General features: G+C 65.1%; 8 protein-coding genes. 7 read left to right on the forward strand and 1 reads right to left on the reverse strand.

Translation table 11 applies throughout. The annotated features are described in order from the left end of the window. Positions 1-201: 201 nt before the first annotated feature. From ACK6C6_RS02500 to ACK6C6_RS02515, 4 genes are all read left to right on the forward strand, one after another. Positions 202-1,989: a type I secretion system permease/ATPase gene (locus ACK6C6_RS02500; protein WP_209587539.1), complete on the forward strand. Its 1,788-nt coding sequence runs from the start codon at positions 202-204 to the stop codon at positions 1,987-1,989. Then, on the forward strand, positions 1,986-3,338 hold the full coding sequence (locus ACK6C6_RS02505) for an HlyD family type I secretion periplasmic adaptor subunit (RefSeq protein ID WP_409265720.1): 1,353 nt from the start codon (positions 1,986-1,988) through the stop codon (positions 3,336-3,338). The genes ACK6C6_RS02500 and ACK6C6_RS02505 overlap by 4 nt, the downstream gene beginning before the upstream one ends. Positions 3,339-3,340: 2 nt before the next feature. Continuing rightward, positions 3,341-4,693 (forward strand): TolC family outer membrane protein, encoded by a 1,353-nt coding sequence (locus ACK6C6_RS02510; protein ID WP_409265721.1) that lies wholly within the window; start codon positions 3,341-3,343, stop codon positions 4,691-4,693. 376 nt (positions 4,694-5,069) lie between these two features. After that, complete coding sequence (locus ACK6C6_RS02515) at positions 5,070-5,645, forward strand: DUF4214 domain-containing protein (RefSeq protein WP_409265723.1); 576 nt, start codon at positions 5,070-5,072, stop codon at positions 5,643-5,645. 180 nt (positions 5,646-5,825) lie between these two features. Here ACK6C6_RS02515 and ACK6C6_RS02520 read toward each other — a convergent pair whose 3' ends face one another. Continuing rightward, positions 5,826-6,698, reverse strand: coding sequence for a sulfurtransferase (locus ACK6C6_RS02520; RefSeq protein ID WP_409265724.1), 873 nt, complete (start codon positions 6,696-6,698; stop codon positions 5,826-5,828). 146 nt (positions 6,699-6,844) lie between these two features. On the opposite strand from ACK6C6_RS02520, the gene ACK6C6_RS02525 reads away from it, so the two are divergent. The 3 genes from ACK6C6_RS02525 to dnaE all read left to right on the forward strand — a co-directional run bounded on the left by ACK6C6_RS02525 (position 6,845) and on the right by dnaE (position 14,719). Further along, a complete protein-coding gene (locus ACK6C6_RS02525) occupies positions 6,845-7,978 on the forward strand; it encodes an acyltransferase family protein (protein WP_409265726.1) in 1,134 nt (377 codons plus the stop codon). Positions 7,979-8,155: 177 nt separating this feature from the next. Continuing rightward, positions 8,156-11,098, forward strand: coding sequence for an Ig-like domain-containing protein (locus tag ACK6C6_RS02530; protein WP_409265727.1), 2,943 nt, complete (start codon positions 8,156-8,158; stop codon positions 11,096-11,098). 123 nt (positions 11,099-11,221) lie between these two features. Next, positions 11,222-14,719: a DNA polymerase III subunit alpha gene (dnaE, locus tag ACK6C6_RS02535; RefSeq protein WP_409265729.1), complete on the forward strand. Its 3,498-nt coding sequence runs from the start codon at positions 11,222-11,224 to the stop codon at positions 14,717-14,719. Positions 14,720-14,737 lie beyond the last annotated feature (18 nt).

A 14,737-nucleotide genomic window follows, 5' to 3' on the forward strand; every position in this document is an offset into this window, starting at 1 on the left:
TGACACAAAACCCCGCCTTCGCAAGAAGGCGGGGTTTTTCTTTGCGGTATTAGCATCGACGCGCCGACGCCACAATCTTGCCTCTCTAATAACGTAAAAATGTGATGTGCATCACAAATTTTCGTCTTTATCGTTCATAATGTAGGGCGATTCATTTCCCGTAGGAAGTATCTCTAGTGCACTAGCTTGCACACCTTACTCATGACGAAATTCTTAGACGAAAAAACTGAAATCGGCCGCGCCCTGCTGGCATTCAAGCGCACCTTCTGGACGATCGGCGCCTTCAGCGCCATCATCAACCTGTTGATGCTGGTGCCGTCGCTGTACATGCTGCAGGTGTACGACCGGGTCCTGGCCAGCCGCAACGAGATCACGCTCCTGATGCTGACCCTCCTGATGCTGGGCGCCTACCTGTTCATGGGCGCGCTGGAGGTGATCCGCTCCTTCGTGCTGGTGCGCGTCGGCGCGCGCTTCGACATGGTGCTCAACAAGCGCATCTATACCGCGTCCTTCGAACAGAACCTCAAGCAGGCCGGCGGCAACGCGGGCCAGGCCCTGAACGACCTGACCAACCTGCGCCAGTTCCTGACCGGCAATGCGCTGTTCGCCTTCTTCGACGCGCCCTGGTTCCCGATCTACCTGATCGTCATCTTCCTGTTCGATCCCTGGCTCGGCCTGTTCGCCCTGGGCGGCACGATCGTGCTGGTGGTGCTGGCCTACGTCAACGAGCGCGTAACCAAGCAGCCCCTGACGGAAGCGAACACGATGGCGATCTCGGCCAGCACGCTGGCGACCAACAACCTGCGCAATGCCGAGGTGATCGAGTCGATGGGCATGCTGCCGAACCTGATCAGCCGCTGGTTCAAGATGCACGGCAAGTTCCTCAACCTGCAGGCCGACGCCAGCCAGAAGGCCGGCAGCATCGGCGCCGTGACCAAGTTCGTGCAGACCTCGCTGCAATCGCTGGTGCTCGGCCTGGGCGCCCTGCTGGTGCTCGAGCAGAAGATCACCCCGGGCATGATGATCGCCGCCTCGATCCTGGTCGGCCGTACCCTGGCCCCGGTGCAGCAGGTGATCGGGGTCTGGAAGACCTGGTCGAGCACCCGCAGCGCCTATGATCGCCTGACCAAGCTGCTCGACGCCAACCCGGCGCGTCCGGCCGGCATGGCCCTGCCGGCGCCGAAAGGCATCCTGACCCTGGAAGGCGTGACCGCCGCGCCGCCGGGCACGCGCAACCCGATCGTCAAGAACGTGTCCTTCGGCATCGTTCCGGGCGACGTCCTGGGCATCCTCGGGCCGAGCGGCTCGGGCAAGTCGACCCTGGCGCGCCTGCTGGTGGGCGTGTGGCCGGCCATGATGGGCAAGGTGCGCCTGGACGGCGCCGACATCTACAGCTGGAACAAGGCGGAACTGGGGCCGCACCTCGGCTACCTGCCGCAGGACATCGAGCTGTTCGGCGGCACCGTCAGCGAGAATATCGCCCGCTTCGGCGAAGTGGATGCCGAAAAAGTGGTGCAGGCCGCCAAGCGCGCCGGCGTGCACGACATGATCCTGCATTTCCCGGAAGGCTACGACACCCAGCTGGGCGACGGCGGCGCCGGCCTGTCCGGCGGCCAGAAGCAGCGCATCGGTCTGGCGCGCGCCATGTACGGCGACCCCTCGCTGATCGTGCTGGACGAGCCGAACTCGAACCTCGACGATGCCGGCGAACAGGCGCTGGTGGCCGCGGTCACCGACCTGCGCCAGCGCGGCAAGACGATCATCCTGATCACCCACCGCACCAGCATCATTGGCGCCACCACCAAGCTGCTCCTGATGCGCGAGGGCGCGGTCCACATGTTCGGCCCCACCGGCCAAGTGCTGGCGGCCCTGCAGGAAGCCAATGCCAAGGCATTGCAGGCCGCACAGGCCGCAGTGGCTGCCAAGACCCAGCAGGCCGGCGCAAGCGCGCAAGACCAGGCGGCAACTATCGGAGAAGCGAAACAATGAAGTTGTTAAAGAACGAAACGACGGAAGTCATTTCCCATGACGCCACCCCGCTGGCGGTGAACACCGATGCCAAGGCCTACAGCCGGCTCGGATGGATCATCGTCCTGCTGGGCGTGGGCGGTTTCCTCCTGTGGGCGCTGCTGGCGCCGCTGGACAAGGGCGTGCCGCTGAGCGGACACGTGGCCAAGGAATCGAATCGCCAGTCGGTGCAGCACCAGAGCGGCGGCACGGTGCAGGAAATCCTCGTGCGCAACGGCGACACCGTCAAGGCCGGCCAGGTGCTGGTGCGCATGAACGCGGTCATGGCCAAGGCCGGCGTCGAAACGACCGAAAGCCAGTACCTGTCGGCGCTGGCCAACGAAGCGCGCCTGTCGGCCGAGCGCGACGGCCTCAAGCAGATCGCTTTCCCGGCCGAGCTGGAAAAGCGCCGCAACGAGCCGCAGGTGGCCGGCCTGATCAGCCTGCAGAACGCGCTGCTGGCCTCGCGCAAGGCCTCGCTGCAGAGCGAACTGGCTGCGCTGGACGAGAACATCGCCGGCCTCAAGCTGCAGATCCAGGGCCTCGAGGAATCGCGCGAGAGCAAGAAGGAGCAGGTCAGCTTCCTGAAGGAACAATTGGCCGGCATGCGCGACCTGGCGAAGGAAGGCTATGTCGCCCGCAACCGCCTGCTCGAGCTGGAGCGCACCTATGCCCAGCTGGGCGGCTCGATTTCGGAAGACATCGGCAATATCGGCCGTGCGCGCCGCCAGGTGACCGAACTGACCCTGCGCAAGGCCCAGCGCCTGCAGGACTACCAGAAGGAAGTGCGCACCCAGCTGTCCGAAGTGCAGCGCGAGGCGCAGGGCCAGGGCGCGCGCCTGCAGGCGCAGCGCTTCGAGCTGTCGAACGTCGAAGTCAAGGCGCCGGTCGGCGGCACCGTGGTGGGTCTGGCGGTGTTCACCAACGGCGGCGTGGTGCAGCCCGGTTTCAAGATGATGGAAATCGTGCCGACCGACGACCCGCTGGTGGTCGAGGGCCAGCTGCCGGTCAACCTGGTGGACAAGGTCCATCCGGGCCTGAAGGTCGAACTGATGTTCTCGGCGTTCAATGCCAACCGCACGCCGCACATCGAAGGCGAGGTCGAGACCGTCGCCGCCGACCGTACCGTCGACGAACGCACCGGCATGGCCTTCTACGTGGTGCGCGTCAAGGTGTCGCCGGCGGGCGCGAAGATGGTTGCCCACCACAAGATGGACATCCGTCCCGGCATGCCGGTGGAACTGTTCGTCAAGACCGGCGAGCGCACGATGATGAACTACCTGCTCAAGCCGCTGATGGACCGTGCGCATTCGTCCCTGAGCGAGGATTGACCATGGAGAAAGTGAAGAAGAACCGGCCGGGCCTGATGCTGCGTGCGGGCGTGCTCGGCGTGCTGCTGGCGGGCAGCGCCGGCGGCGCCGGCGCGGTGTCGCTGACCCAGGCCTACGAGGCGGCCATCAAGCACGACCCGGTATTCCGCATGCGCTTCTACGAGAACGAATCGGGCAAGGAAAACCGGATCATCGGCCGCTCCTTCCTGCTGCCCCAGGTCTCGGGCAGCTATTCCTACGGCAAGAACGTGGCCGACCAGGACTACATGCAGCTCGGTATCCCGCGGCACGACACCCCGCGCTATACCAGCCGCTCGGGCGTGGTCCAGCTGCGCCAGCCGCTGTTCAGCATGGAAGGCATCGCGCGCTACCGCCAGGGCAAGGCCCAGTCGGCCCAGAGCGAGGAGGCCTACGAGGCCGCCATCGACGAGGTGTCGGTGCGCGTGGTGAGCGCCTACCTGGACGTGCTGTTCGCACAGGACCAGCTGGCGCTGGCCAAGGTGCAGCGCGACGCCAGCCTGGAGCTGAAAAAGCTCAACCAGCGCCTGCTGGAAAAGGGCGAGGGCACCAAGACCGACATGCTGGAAACCCAGGCCCGCCTGGACCTGGCCGAAGCGCAGGTGATCGAAGCGCAGGACAACGTGACCGCGACCCGCAATACGCTCGAAGGCGTGATCGGCATGGATCCGGGCGAGCTGGACCGCCTGGGCGAGCAGTTCAGACCGATCGCACTGGAGCCGGTCGCGTTCGAAGACTGGCGCAAGCTGGCGCTGGCGCGCAACAACCAGCTGGCGGCGGCCCGCCTGGCGGTCGAAACCGCCCGCCTGGACATCGACCGCGTGCGCGCGGGACACTATCCGCGCGTGGACTTCGTGGCCACCTACAACAAGAGCGACAGCGAATCGCTGACCAACCTGAACCAGCAGCAGGTCAACCGCCAGCTCGGCGTGCAGGTGAACATCCCCCTGTACCAGGGCGGGGCGATCAGCGCCAGCACGCGCCAGGCCGCGGCAGCCTATGGCCGGGCCCAGGCCGAACTGGATGCCCGCACCAATGAAATCACGGTCGAGCTGCGCAAGGCCCACAGCCTCGTCACCAGCAGTGCGCGCAAGGTCGAAGCGCTGAGCAAGGCGGTCGAGTCGGGCAAGCTCCTGATGACCGCCACCGAGCAGAGCATCAAGGGCGGCGTCCGTATCAACCTCGACCTGCTCAATGCCCAGCAGCAGCTGTTCACCAGCCAGCGCGACCTGGCGCAAGCGCGCTACGCCTACCTGATCGCGCTGATGCGCTTGCGCGCAGCGGCAGGCGTGCTGCAGGCCGATTCGGTGCGCGAGATCGCAGCCCACTTCCGCTGATCTGCTGCCGACTGCAAGCGGACCGGCCTTGCCGGTCTGCTTGTCTCCCTGATACCACAAGTCGATGCGGCGAGTGTTGCACTGGTTGCTGCCGCCTGTGCGTAAACCTTTCAACAGTGCATTTTTCCTGAGCCTTGCGGCTTCCCGTGCCGGGCTTGCGCCACTGCGCCGAAAGCCGCATGGATGGCTGTTTCGAGCTCGTCAGTAGCCTTGTCCGGCAGCGCCAGGGATTGTTAAATATCGATTCGCAGAGGAAATCTATTCTTCTATGTAATTGATTTTCTTGAAGAAATTAGGCGCGCACGGATGAGTGGATTGCGCCCTTGTTCTTTTTATTACGGTATATTTTCCTCACCATTTTGATGAGGAGGCCGTGATGGCAACTGATTACATTAACGAAGTGCAGAAACTGTATGTCGCCTATTTCAGCCGCCCGGCGGACCCGGCCGGCCTGGAGTTCTGGGCCAAGAACCTGGCGACCAACCCGAACGGCTACCAGGAAATCGCCCAGGCGTTCTCGACCTCGGCCGAATACCAGGCGACCTATGGCGGCATGAATAACCGTGCCGTGGTGGCGGAAGTGTACGAGAACCTGTTCGGCCGTGCGGGCGAAGCCGCCGGCATCGATTTCTGGGCGAACGCCCTGAACACGGGTGCGCTGAACATCGGCAATGTGGTGACCGGCGTGGCCGCGGGCGCCCAGGGTGACGACCGCGTCGCGTTCAATGCCAAGGTGGGCGTGTCGACCCAGTTCACCAACCGGATCGATACCGATGCCGAAAAGGCCGCCTACACCGGCGCCAAGACGGCGATCGCGGTCGACTACATCGCCCAGGTGAAGAACCTGCAGACCGGTGCCATGTATTCCGACCCGGGCCAGATCGACGCGGCCATCGCGAAGATCGTCGGTTCGCCAAGCGGTTTCGACTTCGACGGCATGGCCATCGTTTGAAACAATATTTCAAAAATAGACGTTTTTTGAAATATTATTAAGTGAAACGGATCGCCTGGAGCGAAGCCGTGGTGTCGTGCAGGGTAGTGGAAGCGGTATGGCGCAGGTAGCGCATTACCGTAGCAGAACTTGGATTGGGCGTAGAGTGGTCGGCCCCGCCGACCACGCGTCCACCCAGTCTTACAAAGCGGCCCGCTCCTGACCGGCCGGCGCCGCGGCGCCCTTGTCCTTGCCGGCGCAGTGCGGGCAGGACACGCCCGGCACATACTCGGGCGCCAGCTGCTGGCGCGGCGTCACCACGGCGCGGCAGGCGAAGCACTGCGTGGTTTCGGTCGGCTCAAGCTTCGGGTTGAGCGCGGTGCGGTAGTCGAACACGAAGCAGTCGCCCTGGTAGTGCTCGCCGCCGACTTCCTCGAAATACTTGAGGATGCCGCCGTCGAGCTGGTAGACGCGGTCGTAGCCGATGTTCTTCATGTGGATCGCGGCCTTCTCGCAGCGGATGCCGCCGGTGCAGAAGGTCACCACCGTCTTGCCGGCCAGCTCATCCTTGTGCTGCGCGGCCACTTCGGGAAACTCCGTGAACTTGTCGATGCGGTAGTCCAGCGTGTTCTGGAAGGTGCCGACATCGACCTCGAAGGCATTGCGGGTTTCCATCATCACCACCGGCACGCCCTCGTCGTCGTGGCCCTGGTCGAGCCAGCGCTTGAGCGTTTTCGGATCGACCGACGGCGCGCGGCCGAGTTCCGGCTTGATGAGCGGCATGCGCATCGTGATGATTTCCTTCTTGATCTTCACCAGCATGCGCTTGTGCGACTGCTCAAGCGACAGGCTTTCCTTCCACTCGAGGTCAGCTAATCTAGCGTCGCTGCGCACCCAGGCGAGGTACTGGTCGATGTGCTCGCGCGTACCCGACAGGAACATGTTGATGCCTTCCGGCGTCAGCAGGACCGTGCCTTTCAGGCCGAGTTCGTTGCACAGCGCCTGGTATTGCGGGCGCAGTTCTTCGAGATTGTCGAGGGTGACGAATTTGTAGGCGGCGATATTGACGTACATGGCTGCTGACGCTGGGACTTGGTGAAGACAGCCGGCTATTATAAGGCAGCTGCTGCTTGAAGCGGCAATTCCAGAGGGAATGGCTCGGGTTTTCACATTAGAATAGAAGAATTAGAACAACAAGCCGCGCGCCAGCCGGTCTCTCCATGCATTCCCTGAACATCCAGTACAACCCGCGCATCGACCAGCTGCGCTGGCTCGCCGCCACCCTGGTTTTCCTGTTCCATTTCCACCTCGAATATGCCGGCAACGGCGGCATGCGCCTTGCCGGCCCCTGGACAGCCCTGATCACGGAAGGGCATACCGGCGTCGGCCTGTTCTTCACGCTGTCGGGCTTCCTGTTCATGCAGATCGCCCTGCACCAGCACGGGGCCGGGCGCGAGATCGTCTACCGCGACTTTCTGCGCAACCGCGTGCTGCGCATCCTGCCGCTCTACCTCGTCATCTTCCTGGTCGCCACCTCGATCGGCCGCGACAAGTTCGCGCCCCAAGACCTGCTCTACCTGTTCGCCTCCAACCTCGGCCTGGCGCCGACCTCCGGCACGGTGATCACCGGCGCCGCCTGGACCATCTCGCTGGAATTCCTGTTCTACATGGTCTTCCCCTTCCTGGCGCGCTTCAGCATCGAACGCGGCGTGGTCTACCTGGGCGGCTGGCTGGTGCTGATGGCCTTCTTCAAGGTCGCGGCTTATACGGTTAACGACAACAGCACGCTGATGTATTTCAGCACCTGGGTCGGCCGCTTCGACCAGTTCCTGATCGGCATGGCGGCGGCCATGCTGCACGCCCGCTGGCGCGCCCCGCTGGCGCGCTTCGCCCCGCTGCTGCTGGTCGCCAGCGTCGCCCTGGTGCTGTGGGACACCGCCCTGATGCACCGCCTCGCGCCCTTCGGCGCCACGCCGAGATCCTCGTTCTGGATCTGGTGGTCGCTGCTGGAAAGCCTCGGGTGGGCCGCGCTGATCCTGGCCTGGGTTTCCTTCGGGCCGCGCCTGCCGACGCCGGTTGAACGCGCGCTGAGCCAGGGCGGCAAGATCAGCTTCTCGTTCTACCTGCTGCACATGGGCCTGCTGCACATCTTTGCCGCCCGCATCGGCCTGGTCGCGCCGACCGGCAATGTCTGGGTCGACGCCGCCATCATGCTGGCAGTGGCCTATGGCGCCACCTGGGCGCTGTCGACCCTGAGCTACCACATCGTCGAGGAACCCTTCCTGCGCATGCGCCGCAACTACGGTGCCCGCGGCAAGCTGCCGTCGGCGGCGCCGGCGGAAGGGGCTGCCTGAGTGACCGAAAATGTCACATCTTTTTCGACGAAGCTTCGTTTATTTAACACTATGTTGTAAATGCGTTTAGCAAGTCGCCAGACTTGTTATTTCTTGCTGCAATGGAAGTTGCCTCAAATTAAAATCCGCCTTTGCTGTTCAATTAAGCACTGTCGAATTTTTTAAAGGCCACTTTCGATGACCTCCTTCTCCCGTGGCGCGGCATTCGCGCTCTCCCTCCTGCTGGCGGGGTGCAATGCCGGCGATCCCGCCGACATCAAGGCCGACCGCTCCGAGCTGGCCGGCCGCTTTGGCCACACCCGGGGCGTGGACAGCCCCGTCGGCAATACGCCCGGCGTGGGCAGCATGCGCGGAGGCGGAGCGGCGACGGGCTTCCCGACCACCCAGCTGCTGGCCAACCCCGGCTTTGAGGGCAGCTTCGGCTGGCAGGCCACGGCCGAGGTGCTGAGCATGGATGCCGAGTACTCGTACCAAGGCACCGGCTTCGCTTACCTGCTCGGCTATAACAATGCCAACGACGTCGTCTACCAGGACGTCGCCATCCCGGCCGGCGCCACCGCCGCGACCCTGCGCTACTGGTACGGCATGATCGCCAGCGACACCAATCCGGCGCCGGGCGCCGACAAGGTCACGGTCGAGGTCGTCGATCCGGCGAACGGCCGCGTCCTGCAGACCGTGGCCACGCACAGCAATGCGGTGCTGAATACCTCCTGGATCCAGAGCCCCGAAGTCGACCTGGTCGCCTACAAGGGCAAGACCATCCGCCTGCGCTTTACCGGCACCAGCGACGGCGCCGGCGTCAGCCACTTCTTCCTCGACGAAGCCAGCCTGGTCGCGGTCGTGCCGCCGGCGCCGGCCCCGGCGCCCGCACCGGCGCCCAGCGCGCCGCCGTCGATGAGTTTCCCGGCCAACCGCAGCGCCTACAACATCACGCTGTCGGCCAACAACCAGATCCTGATCACGGACAGCGCCGGCCGCACCCAGAGCCCGATCGCGGGCACCAAGCGCCTCCAGTTCCTGGACGCGACCGTGGCGCTCGACCTGGACGGCGTGCCCGGCCAGGTGTACCGCATCTACCAGGCCGCCTTCAACCGCCAGCCCGACGTCGAAGGCCTGGGCTACTGGATCGACCTGGCCGAGAAGGCGCCGCTGTCGCTCGACACGGTCGCCGCCGGCTTTGTCGGCAGCCAGGAATTCCAGAGCCTGTACGGCGCCCTGGACAACAAGGCCTTCGTCGAGCGCGTGTACCAGAACGTGCTGCAGCGCCTGCCCGACGCGGCCGGCGTGGCCTTCTACCTCGGCCACCTGAACACCGGCGCGGTCACGCGCACGGCGGTGATGACCGCGTTCTCGGAATCGAAGGAGAACAAGGACCGGGTGCTGCCGCTGATCCAGCGCGGCATCGTCTACAAGCTGCCGGCCGCGGCCTGCAGGGCCGGCGAAGTGCTCGCCAATAACGCCTGCGTGCCGAAGCTGGCCGTGGTGTCGGTCGATCCGCCGAATGGCGCGACCAACGTCGGCACCCTCACGCGCCTGATGGCCGGCTTCAACATGCCGCTGCTGTCGACTTCCCACCTCAATAGCGGCAAGATCACGATCTCGCCGGCGATTTCGGGCCGCATGGAGCAGGTCAGCGACAACGTCTGGAGCTATGGCTGGCCGCAAGGGCAGGCGGAAAGCCTGCAACTGCGCCCGAACACCCGCTATACCGTCACCCTGCTGCCGGGCCTGCAGGCCGCCTCCGGCGCCACGCTCGATGCGCCGTTCTCGTGGTCGTTCACGACCACCGCCAGCTGCTCGGTCGGCACCGCGCAGAACGGCGTGTGCGTGGTCGCCACCAGCTGCCCGGCAGGACAGGTGCTGAGCTACGGTAACTGCGTGCCCTCGGGCTCGACCAGCAACCCGAATCCAAGCCCGACCCCGGCGCCGAACCCGAATCCGGCCCCGACGCCGCCCTACACCGGCCCGGCGCCCTCGATCTGTCCGCAGCCGCTGAAACTGGTGGGCAACGTTTGCAGCTCCGGCACCTCGTCGGCGAACTGGCTGAACCTGGTCGACAGCAGCCCGCTGCACCAGGGCACGCTGCGCAGCGCGCCGGCCTTTGGCGCCAGCGTCGCGCGCAGCGTGACGGTCAGCTTCGACAAGGACGTCAACCCGAGCACCGTCTCGAGCACCGCCTTCTACGTGACCCGCGAATCGATGAACCAGAAGATCCCGGGCGAAGTCCGCGTCTCGGGCCGCACTATCACCTTCACCACGACCGCGACCACCGGCTTCGCGCCGGACACCTACACCATCACGCTGACCAACCAGCTCAAGAGCACGGGCGGCCTGCCGCTGCCGGTGGCCAGCACGGCCATCTATTTCGGCGTGCGCGGCGACTTTACCGTCACGCCGCCATCGGGACTGACCGACGTGCCGACCAGCTCCTACGTCTCGGTCGTCTTCAACCTGGGGACCCAGGTCGACCCGAACTCGATCAACGCCAATACCTTCAGGCTGATCGACCTGGCCAGCAATGCCCAGGTACCGGGCACCTTCCAGGTGCTGGCCGACCAGGTGCGTTTCCGTCCGAGCTCCCTGGCGACGTCGTCCTGGTACCAGGCGACCCTGACCACCGGCGTACGCTCAAGCAGCGGCACCCCGCTGTCGAGCGACTTCAGCTGGAGCTTCCGCACCTCGGCGGCGCCGTTCGTGCCGCATCCGGACCCGACCCCGAGCCCGACCCCGAATCCCACGCCGACGCCGAACCCGACGCCGACTCCGACGCCCACGCCGAATCCGACCCCGGGCGGCGGCTCGCCGGACAAGGACGGCTGCTTCGTGCCGCGCCATGTGCCGGAGTGCCTGGCCGCCACGCCGACCTTCAGCGCCGACAAGACCATGAAGGTGGTGTACGCGAACAGTTGCGGCGGCCGCGTCACGGTCCGGGCCTGCAACCGCTACCCGAGCGGGAACGAGGATTGCGGCAGCATCGCCGTGGCCAACGGCGGCTCCAACAACTGGACGACGACCAAGGCGAGCGGGCAGTGGACCTATCAATACACCGGCTCGAACAACTCGTCGATGGACTTCGTTTGCCAGGGCCGCGACCCGCAGTTCTCGATCAAGCGCCCGTAAGCGCCTGAGCCGCCGGCAACGCCCGATGCAGCGCATCGGGCGTTTTACATTGTGGGTGCCTGGAAGCAACGATCAGCCGGCTCCGTGCTAGATGGGAATCCCCCGGCGAGGTAAAATGGCACGATGACTTCCCCCATCTTTACCCACCTCCGCGTCCACTCCGAATACTCGATCGTCGATGGCCTCGTGCGCATCGACGACATCGTGGGGGCCTGCGCGAAGGACCAGCAGCCGGCGCTGGCCGTGACCGACCTGGCCAACATGTTCTGCCTGGTGCGCTTCTACAAAGCGGCGCGCGGGAAGGGGATCAAGCCGATCGTCGGCGTCGACGCCTGGATCACCAACGACGAGAACCGCGACAAGCCGTCGCGCCTCCTGATCCTGGCCAAGAACCGCACCGGCTACCTGCAGCTGTGCGACCTGCTCTCGAAGGCCTGGCTCACCAATCAATACAAGGGCCGCGCCGAGATCCGCGTCGAATGGCTGGAAGCGCTGGCCACGTCCGCCTCGACGCTGGAGCCGGAGGCGGACCAATCCAATGCCCTGATCGTGCTGTCGGGCGCCTGCTTCGGCGACGTCGGCCAGGCCATCGACCAGGGCGACATCGAGCGCGCCGAACGCGCGGCCCAGCGCTGGGCGCGCATGTTCCCGGGCCACTTCTACATCGAGATCCAGCGCGCCGGCCAGCCCAACCAGGAGCAGGGCGTGCGCCACTCGGTGGCCCTGGCCGGGCGCCTCGGCCTGCCGGTGGTGGCGACCCACCCGGTGCAGTTCCTGAACAAGGACGAATTCATCGCCCACGAAGCGCGCGTCTGCATCGCCGAAGGCGAAATGCTGGCCAACGCCAAGCGCGTGCGCCGCTTCAACGAAGAGATGTGCTTCAAGTCGCAGGCCGAGATGGCGGAACTGTTCGCCGACCTGCCGGGCGCGCTCGCCAACTCGGTGGAGATCGCCAAGCGCTGCAACGTCACCCTCACGCTGGGCAAACCCCAGCTGCCGGACTTCCCGACCCCGGACGGGATGAGCATCGACGACTTCCTGGTCTCCGAGACGAAAAAGGGCCTGGAAGAGCGCCTGGTGCAGCTGTATCCGAACGAGGAGCAGCGCGAGAAGGAGCGCCCGCGCTACGAAGCGCGCCTCGAGTTCGAGAACCAGACCATCATCAAGATGAAGTTCCCGGGCTACTTCCTGATCGTGGCGGAGTTCATCCAGTGGGGCAAGAACAACGGCGTGCCGATCGGCCCGGGCCGCGGCTCGGGTGCGGGCTCGCTGGTCGCGTATGCGCTCAAGATCACCGACCTGGATCCGCTGAAGTACAACCTGCTGTTCGAGCGCTTCCTGAATCCGGAACGCGTCTCGATGCCCGACTTCGACATCGACTTCTGCCAGGAAAAGCGCGAACTGGTGATCCAGCACGTCAAGGACTTGTACGGCCGCGACGCGGTCTCGCAGATCGCCACCTTCGGCACCATGGCGGCCAAGGGCGCGATCCGCGACGTCGGCCGCGTGCTCGACTTCGGCTACAACTTCTGCGACGGCATCTCCAAGCTGATTCCGTTCAAGCCGGGCAAACCGGTCTCGATCGCCGAGGCGATCGAAGAGGAACCGCTGCTCAAGGAGCGCCTCGAGAACGAGGAAGAGGTCAAGCAGCTGCTGGATCTCGCCCAGCAGGTCGAGGGCATCACCCGCGGCATCGGCATGCACGCGGGTGGCGTGCTGATCGCGCCGGGTAAGCTCACCGACTTCTGCCCGCTGTACACCCAGGGCGGCGACGCCGGCGTCGTGTCGCAGTACGACAAGGACGACGTGGAGGCCGTCGGCCTGGTGAAGTTCGACTTCCTGGGCCTGACGACCTTGACCATCCTGGACCGCGCGGTGAACTACATCCGCGCGCTCGACCCGGCCGACGCCGACTTCAACCTCGAGACCCTGCCGCTGACCGACCGGCCGTCCTATAAATTGCTGTCCGAAGCCAAGACCGTCGCGATCTTCCAGCTTGAATCGCGCGGCATGCAGGGCATGCTCAAGGATGCGCGTCCCGACCGCTTCGAGGACATCATCGCGCTCGTCGCCTTGTACCGTCCGGGCCCGATGGACCTGATTCCCGACTTCTGCAAGCGCAAGCACGGCGAGAAGTTCGACTACCCGGATCCGCGCACCGAATCGATCCTGTCCGAGACCTACGGCATCATGGTCTATCAGGAGCAGGTCATGCAGATGGCGCAGATCGTCGGCGGCTACTCGCTGGGCGGCGCGGACATGCTGCGCCGCGCGATGGGCAAGAAGAAGGCCGAGGAGATGGCCGAGCACCGCGCCATCTTCCGCGCCGGCGCCGCCAAGGACGGATTGAGCCAGGAAAAGGCCGACGAGATCTTCGACCTGATGGAGAAGTTCGCGGGCTACGGCTTCAACAAGTCGCACGCGGCCGCCTATGCGCTGCTGTCCTATCACACGGCGTATTTGAAGGTGCACCACACCGCCGCGTTCATGGCAGCCAACATGTCGCTGGCGATGGAAGACACCGAGAAGATCAAGATCCTGGTCGAGGACGCGATCGACGTCTGCAAGCTGACCATCCTGCCGCCGGACGTCAACGAGTCGCACTTCCGCTTCACTCCGGAAGGCCAGCCGCGTTCCGTGACCGGCAAGCAGGTCTCGAACATCCGCTACGGCCTGGGCGGCGTGAAGGGCGCGGGGCAGGGCGCGATCGAGGCGATCATCGCCGCCCGTACCGAAGGCGGCAAGTTCAAGGACCTGTTCGACTTCTGCATGCGCGTGGACCGCAAGCAGATCAACCGCCGCACCATCGAATCGCTGATCCGCGCCGGCGCCATGGACGGCTTCGGCGTCGACCGCGCAGTCCTGCTGGCTTCGGTCGGCTTCGCCATGGAAGCGGCCGGCCAGGCCGCCGCCGCCGCCAACCAGGTCAGCCTGTTCGGCGGCGACGATTCCGACCTGGTGGCGCCGCCGGAATACGTCAAGGCGACCCCGTGGACCGACCGTCAGAAGCTGGCCGAAGAGAAGATCGCGCTCGGCTACTACCTGTCGGGCCACATGTTCGATTCCTACGCGGCCGAGGTGCGGCGTTTCGCCAAGACCAAGCTGAAGGACCTGGAGCCCTCGCGCGACCCGCGCATGCTGTGCGGCGTGATCACCGGGGTGCGCACCCAGATGACCCAGCGCGGCAAGATCCTGATCGTGGCGCTGGACGACAAGACCGGCGTGGTCGAGGTGACCATCTACAGCGAGCTGCTGGAGCAGAACAAGAACATCTTCAAGGAAGACGAATTCCTGCTGGTGGTCGGCAAGGTATCGGAAGACCGCTTCAACGGCGGCCTGCGCATCACGGCCGAGAAGGTCTACGACATCGCCGCGGCGCGCATCCAGTACGGCTTCAAGCTGGAGATGGACGTGCCTTGCGACCTGAACCCGGCCAAGCTGGCCGAGGTCCTGCAGCCGCACCGCATGCAGGACGGCATGCCGGTCAGCCTGCGCATCAAGCCGCAGGGCGTGGAGGCCATCCTGCAGCTCGGGGACGACTGGCGCGTGGCGCCGTCGGACACGCTCAAGCAGCAGCTGGAGTTGACGCTGGGGGCGAAGGACGTGGCGGTCGAGTACTGATCCATCTGTCTTCGTAGG

The sequence above is a fragment of the Massilia sp. BHUDP2 genome, assembly GCF_046236355.1.
In the GTDB taxonomy this organism is placed as follows: Bacteria; Pseudomonadota; Gammaproteobacteria; order Burkholderiales; family Burkholderiaceae_D; genus Telluria; species Telluria varians.